The organism is Prosthecobacter sp., assembly GCF_029946185.1.
Lineage (GTDB): Bacteria > Verrucomicrobiota > Verrucomicrobiia > Verrucomicrobiales > Verrucomicrobiaceae > Prosthecobacter.
In genome coordinates this window covers 1-7,324 of record NZ_JAQSEA010000038.1, presented here as the reverse complement: position 1 = coordinate 7,324, position 7,324 = coordinate 1, and the positions used below count along the sequence as shown (strand labels likewise).

The 7,324-nt window shown below is 60.0% G+C and carries 4 protein-coding genes and 1 pseudogene; all 5 read right to left on the bottom strand.

Features of this window, described 5'->3' with window-relative positions; translation table 11 throughout:
- Positions 1-1,027 (bottom strand): annotated as a pseudogene (locus PSV43_RS02080) (hypothetical protein); the annotation flags it as partial.
- 23 nt (positions 1,028-1,050) lie between these two features.
- Entirely contained in the window at positions 1,051-1,590 is a 540-nt protein-coding gene (locus PSV43_RS02075; RefSeq protein WP_300193182.1) for a sigma-70 family RNA polymerase sigma factor, read from the bottom strand.
- A 1,156-nt stretch (positions 1,591-2,746) separates the two neighbouring features.
- On the bottom strand, positions 2,747-3,763 hold the full coding sequence (locus PSV43_RS02070) for a transposase (protein ID WP_300193179.1): 1,017 nt from the start codon (positions 3,761-3,763) through the stop codon (positions 2,747-2,749).
- 260 nt (positions 3,764-4,023) lie between these two features.
- Positions 4,024-5,139, bottom strand: a complete 1,116-nt coding sequence (locus PSV43_RS02065) for a sialidase family protein (protein WP_300193176.1) — start codon at positions 5,137-5,139, stop codon at positions 4,024-4,026.
- Positions 5,140-5,782: 643 nt separating this feature from the next.
- Positions 5,783-6,820, bottom strand: coding sequence for an Mrp/NBP35 family ATP-binding protein (locus tag PSV43_RS02060; protein WP_300193173.1), 1,038 nt, complete (start codon positions 6,818-6,820; stop codon positions 5,783-5,785).
- Between the last annotated feature and the right edge of the window lie 504 nt (positions 6,821-7,324).

The window sequence follows — 7,324 nt, the reverse complement described above, 5'->3', positions numbered from 1 at the left end:
GTCCCGGTGAATTCGCATCCGCTCTAGGCGACACCGGCAGGCTTCTGGCGGGAGAGGCGAAATCCGCGTCCGCAACAATCATAGCGCCCCCGCCATTCCGAGCCATCATGTCCGGTCTCTGCTGCACCATCGAGTTGTCGGCACTCGTGAGCACGCCGCTGCCCGTGAGCACCAGTGAAGCTCCCGCAGCAGACGGCTCCATTTTCTGCGTCGTCACACCCGTCCCTGCCTGGACAATGCTGCCCGCAGCCGACACAGCCAAGCCTTGAGGCGGAGCCGTCTGCGTGGCTGGGGGCGGGAGTCCTGCCAATGGTTTTCCTCCAAAGCTCAAGCCATAGGCGTGCTGATCCTGGATCTGCTTAAGCCTCGTCACATCGCCAGGAGTCATCGCACGCTGGTCCTTGGTCAAGGCCAGCGCAGGCGCGGCGGCGGCAGGTTCTGTTTTCGGCAGGGGGGACAGCGGCTTGGCGGCGGGCAGCTCCGCCACGATCACGGGCTTTACCGGCGTCGCGGCCAGCAGCGCCTCCGGCCCCTGCCCTGCTTTCTTCTTGGGCTCCGGTTTCGAGGCGAGCTGTACTTTGATGGCGGGCTTTTCCGCCACGCTGGCGACAGCCGCGACGGCACGGGCCTGGCTCTGCTTTGAGGAATACGCCTGCCATGTCCAAAACCCGCCGAGCACGGCGCAGGCGGCGAGGGAGAGGCGAACGATGACGCCGATGTTCCAGCGGGTGGTGCGGGGTGCGGGGGCCTGAAGGGGTGGGACCCCGCTGACGGAGTGCAAGGGGGACGCGGGCGCTGCGGGGGATGGCGCTGCGCTGGAGGCTTGTGCGACGAGGCGCTCGCGCTGCTTGTCGGTCAGCGCGAGGGAGTCGTCGCGGAGTTCGGTGAGGAGGAAGTCGCAGAAGGCTTTGGTTTCATCGGCCTTCTGTTTGTCATTGGGATTTTCAAGCAGCTTCGCCTCGAGCTGCTGGCGTTCTTCGGTGCTGGCTTCATCCAGCGCCCAGGCGGTGATTTGTTCCGGTTTCATGTCAAAAAAAGGGGTGAAGAGGTTTAAGCGATGGCGTGTTTCAGTTTCACCGCCTGCGGCGCGTCGTGGTCCTTCCACTTGGTCTTCAGGGCGGCGACGCCGTGGTGGATGAGGTAGCCGACGTTGCCGATGCTGGTCTGCATGGCGGCGCTGATCTGCTGGTAGTCGAGTCCGGCGATGAACTTCAGCCGCACGGCCTCGCGCTGTCGCACAGGCAGGGTTTCGATGAGTTCGCGCAGGGCGGTGGCGGTCTCCCGCTGCTCCATGGCGTCATTCGGCGCGGGAGAGGCGGAGGCTTCGAGATCGAGGGTTTCGGTTTCCATAACGACGAGGCGTTGATGTTTGCGGTGATGGTCCAGGGCACGGTTGCGGCACACGGTGAAGAGCCAGGGGGCGAGCCGCGCGTGATCGAGCGTGGCGAGGTGCTGACTGAGCTTCACAAACACGTCCTGCACGATGTCCCGCGCGTCTTCCAGATCCCCCGTGTAGCCATGCGCATAGCGGATGAGGGGCCGCTCGTAGCGCTGCAGGGTTTCCAGGAAAAGGTCGTGAGGTTCGCTCATGTGGGTGTGTTCGGCGGGCATCACGGCTGACATTCCTGCATCTTGGGGAATATTTTCGCAAAAGGCGAGATCTCTCATCGATGATACCTCCGTCATCGCCAGCAGCGTTGCAGTTCCAAGCACATCCAGCTCAAGGCCAGCAGGTCCTCTCGCAGGCCTCTCACACCGCTTTCAGAAAGAACCGGCGATCATCGCCATCGTGAAAGATCATCTCACGCCGGTTGCCCCGCGCCATGACATGGTAAAAAGCCCATGGATATTGCATGCGGAGACTGCGTGGTATTAAGCCAATGGAAGACCGTTTCGTCAGGGCGTGTCAAGCATTGTGTCAAGAGTTGCACCCTGACCCGAATGGCACTGAGTTAAGCTCATCTTAGGATGCGTTAGCGAGGTCATCTTGAGGGCTGTAGAGGTGGCGAGGTTCGTCCCAAACATGCCTTAACTCAGTGCCATTCCACCCTGACCCCTTTTTCCTGGCCCTTTCTTGCTACTCATGCCGGGCATCTTATTTGTTACTCGTTGAGGAAAGAAGAGTTCTTAGAAAGTCGTACCATTTTTCCATTCTCATACCACTCCGTATCTCCTTGACCGTGCGGAGGGTAAAAAATAGACGTAGGACCATGCCTAATTTCACGTCCAGAAGCATCACGATAGAAGTGAACTATTAAGGCACAACGCCCACGCTTTTCAGCTTTAGATTCCAGTTTTCTAAAATTGGTCAGGCCGCCGTGGGACTCCTTTCTGCTGGCAGTGCATGAATAAAGAGTGGAAATAACTATCAATAAAATTGGTATCGTTTTCATGAAAATGACGAGGCAACTTTTTGACAACTATTCGCCACGAAGTTGTCTTCGATTGTTTTTAATTCTCCTTGAAGCACTGCTTCTCTATCAACTGCGTCCCAACATTCTTGGACTTGTGTACCTTTAAAGTCTCCAAAGTGCGCTTGGGAGTCAAATAAATTGTTTTCCGCAACTGCTCTGTTTTTTAGATATCACTCAATTTTGTTACTGCTTCGAGCGGGGGGAAATGGGGTCAGTGTGGAATGGCACTGAGTTAAGGGCCGTTTGGGATCAAAATCGGAGCCTTTACCCGTCCTAAAACAGGCTTAATTCAGTGCCATTCGGGTCAGTGTGCAACTCTTGACAAATCAACCTCAACCATCCGCCACATCACGCTCCTGTAAAAAAACCTTCAACGCCTTCGGCAACAGGCCCTGCACTTTGTTTCGATCCTGCCGCCGCAACTGCTGGCTCACATTCGCCGCACTCTTCATGAACAGTCGTTCAGCGATCCATTCTTGCGAGGCCACCGTACGCCTCCACAGCAGCCCGGCCAGAGCCACCTTGCGAATGTCCGAGCCTTTCAATCCGCTCAGCTCATCCGTACGCAATCCCGCAGCAGCCAGGCCGGCCTTCAAGCAGCGTTCCGCCTCATCCAGGCTGTGCGCCTTGGTTTGCGGTGCGTGCTCGTACCCACGCGACTTCGGCGGTTTCGTGCCCTTCAGCATCGACGCCACCCATCGTTGTAAGAGTGCCGCAAAGTCCTGCCCACCCCAGTACCAGCCGCGTCTCAGGTGGCTGCAGCGTGCATCCGCGCCTTCCGGCAGCGGTGGAACCCCACACTTTTTCATCGCTTCTTTGACGGCACGCTCATCCAGCCGCTCCACCATGCGCCGACGGCCAGCCACGGTGTCCGCCAGATCAAACGCCTTCAGCCCGGCTTCCGCCGCCAGCCATTTGGCACGTCGTTTGGGCGGCAGCGCATACCCTCCTGCCATGCTGCTCCAGGGGTAATCCACGACGCTCTGCCCTTGGCGCGGCTGCACCAGCCGGGCGCGCACCGGGTTGAGATGAATGTAATCCATCAGCGTCTGGTAGTGATAGCGGTCCACACCCTCCACCACCACCGCCTTGTAGCGATCCCCAAACACCCGGCCCCACGCGCGATGCCGCACGTTGTAGCGGCGTGTATAAGTGTTTTGCAGCCACGACATCCCCGCCACCAGATTCGGCTCCGGCGTCTCGATGAAGAGATGGTAGTGATTGCCCATGAGCACCCAGGCATGCACCCGCCAGCCGGTCCTCTCGCAGGCCTCGCCCACCGCTTTCAGAAAGAACCGGCGATCATCGTCATCGTGAAAGATCATCTCACGCCGGTTGCCCCGCGCCATGACATGGTAAAACGCCCCTGGATATTGAATGCGGATACTGCGTGGCATTAAGCCAATGGAATACCGTTTCGGTCAGAGCGTGTCAAGCATTGTGTCAAGAGTTGCACCCTGACCCCATTTTCTGCTGACCCCATTTTCTGACCTTGGATAGAGGCTCGTTTTCAATGGCGCATGGTCTGGGATCATTGCGACATCCGCTTCCAGCTCCAATGGAACTGCGGCATGAAGCCGGGCACACTGGCATCACGTGCGCGGAAGTCTCAATACACAATCACAAACCGCTCCCCCTCCGCATATGCCGCACTGAATCCCCACACCGGCACTCCGTCCTTCATCCCGCGCTCCATCGTCGGCTTGCCACCAGCATCCAGCACCACCCAGCCAAGCTGCCCTCCCTTCTGCCACCCGGTGCCCACGCTCCACGTCACAAGTGTCTCACCCCGCCCATTCACCGCCAGCGCCGGGTGCCTCGCCTTGTCCTCGGAGACAGCCAGCGCCGCAGACCTCTCATCCAGCAGTGCGGTGTACACCTTGCCCTCCGCCTCCCACGCCGCCCGCGTTTTTGATCCGGCGGCGATCACACTGGCACTGCTCATCGGGCACGCGTTGATGGCCCAGGGCCCGACATTCCGATGCTGAAACGTCGCCCCGCCATCCTTGGAACTCATCAGCGTGATGTCCCGTTGCGCCATGCTGCGTGCCGCACGGTACAGCGTCAGCAGTTCCCCCGTCGGGCTCACAAAAGTTTTCAGTGAGCAGCACGCGCACACCCCCGGATCATCCCCGTTCGCAATCCGCGGCTTGGAAAACGTGCCGCCATTGTCAGCCGACTTCAGCACAAACACCCGCCGGTTGATCTCGCCCGGCGCGGCACCCGCTGGCGCGCCATGCCAGACCACGAAGACCTCCCCTGGGGCACTCGCGGCCACGGAGGCCCCGCCATCCAGCGCCTGCGTCCCCGCCCGCAGATCGCGCTGCTTTTCAAACGTGGCACCATGGTTCAATGAGCGTGTATAAAGCAGCGGCGCAGGCTGGTCTTTGCCACCCGCGCCGTTCCACACCACGTGCAGCGAGTCGTCCCTTCCCACCGCGATTTGCGCCCCCCGAATGGTCCCGGCAGCAATGGCCGTGGCAGGGGTGCTGTTCACAGTGCGCGGCGTGCTCCAGGCTGAATCACCGGCCTTTTTCGTAACGTAGCGAATGTCGCACCCTCGCGGATCGCCTTTTAAATAGACAAGGTGCAGGGCTCCATCACGGGTCGTGACCACCTGCGGCTGCACTCCCCCCTCGGGGACGCGTTCAAACCGAACCTCCTCCGTCCCATAGGCGAATACCGGCAGCAGGAGGAGCAGGAGGCGGGCGATGCTTTTTTTCATGGCTGAGTCAGGCGAGTCGCAAGGAATAACGGTCGCGACGACTTCCAAGCTTCACGCGAGCACCATAAATTTCGCTTAGATTGCGGCTGTTCAGTACTTCTGCCTTCGTCACAGACGCATGCACCTGACCATCCTACAGCAGCAGACAGTGGGGAAATGGGGTCAGGGGAAATGGGGTCAGGGTGCAACTCTTGACAAATCAACATTCAGGGGAATGGCGCACCATTGGGACAGCAGGTTCCAAGTCCAGGTTGAAGTCCTTGCCGGGCGGCAGCACAACACTTCCCCTGCCCCAGGCACAGTTTCCTGCACCAAGGAGCATGAGCACCATCAAACCAAGTTGGAGGATCCACCGCATTAGGGTGCCCTTTATACCAACACAAAGTGGCGGAAGGAAGAACGTTTTTCGCTCCATGCGTCCGTCATCCTCCCCTCTCCGCGTCAGCAGAGGGGTTGAGCGAAGCGACACCCCCTCGTCTCCCCTGACATGGCAATGCCCAGTATGTCCCTCCGGGGAGAGGCGGGGTGAGGGGGCACCCAATACTCGCCAGGAAAACGCTTCGCCTAGTGCCCGCCTTCCCACGGTCGTACGGGCAATCCTGCCCGTATTGAGCGGGTTCATTCTGGCCGATCTTGCCCTGCCCTACTTCAGCTTCGCAGCGATCTCGCTGAAGGCTTTTGAGGATGCGGACTTCTCGACGTCTTCGAGGGCGATGGGGTGGCCTTCGTCGCCGCATTCGCGGACGTGCATCTCGATGGGGATCTGGCCGAGGAGGGGGACGCCGAGGCGCTTGGCCTCGTGCTCGCCGCCGCCTTGGCCGAAGATGTGGTATACCACTCCGTCGCTCGGGCAGAGGAAGTAGCTCATGTTTTCGATGATGCCGAGGATGGGCACATTGACCTTCTGAAACATGCCCACGGCCTTGCGTGCATCAATGAGCGCGACTTCCTGCGGTGTGGTGACGATGACGGCACCGTCGAGCGAGACGGTCTGCACGATGGTGAGCTGGATGTCGCCGGTGCCGGGCGGGAGATCGAGCACGAGCACGTCCAGATTATCCCACGCGACCTGCCGCAGGAACTGCTGGGTGTAGCGTGTGGCGATGGGGCCGCGCACGATGACGGGGGAGCTGTCTTCGAGGAGGAAGCCCATGGAGATGAGCTGCACGCCGTATTTTTCAATGGGGACGATCTGCTGCTCGTCGTTCTGGTAGGGGCGCTCTTCGGTGCCAAACATGTGCGGGATGCTGGGGCCGTACAGATCGCAGTCGCACAGGCCCACGCGCAGGCCGCTCTGGCTCATGGCGATGGCGAGATTGGAGGCGACGGTGCTCTTGCCGACGCCGCCTTTGCCGGAGGCGATGGCGATGACTTTTTTCACGCCGGGGATGCTGGACTTGCCGAGTTTTTCAGACGCGGTGACGCCGGCTCCGGGCGGGTCTTTGATGTCAAAATTGAGCTTCACTTCGCCGATGCCGGCCACCTTGTTGAGCACGTCCATGGCCTGCTCATGGATGAGGCGCGGGATGTTGGGATCACGCGTGGCCACGGAGATGTCGATGGTGACATTGGAGCCTTCCATTTGAATGCCCTTGACGAGGCCAAACGAGATGATGTCGCGGCTGAAACCAGGGTAGCGGACGTTGCCAAGGGCGGTGCGGATGTCTTGTTCGGTGGGCATGGGAGTTGGGATACGTCTTCACCTAGCCCGCTGACGCAGCTTTGCAAACAAAGGCCTGTAGGCGGAAAGTGAAAAGAGCGGAGGGAGCGCAGTGGCTCCTGGTGGCAAGGGAAACGATGTTCCGGATATTTTCCCGCAGATTCAGGCAACCCACAGATTAGCTCAGAAAAAACCTGCGGGTTCCCTGAATCTGCGGGAGAAATCTGAGAACTTATGGCGGACATGCCGCACCGCTTTGCGCAGCACAAAAAAACGCCGCCCCTGCCGCAATCCTTGTAGAAAAGAGGTGTCCACCTTGGAATGGATTTTCCCATGCGATGAGGCTGCGCTGGATGGGCAGGGTGACAGGGAGCACATCGAACGATCTCCCGCGCCCCTTCAGGGCGCGACCTTCGGTGAGATGGGCTCGTCATGCATGACCCAGGGCTGGCTGCGCTGCGCCCTGGGCTGAGTCCGGCGGCCCTTCAGGCCGCGATTCCAGAACCTCCCGGGAAGAGGCGTGTG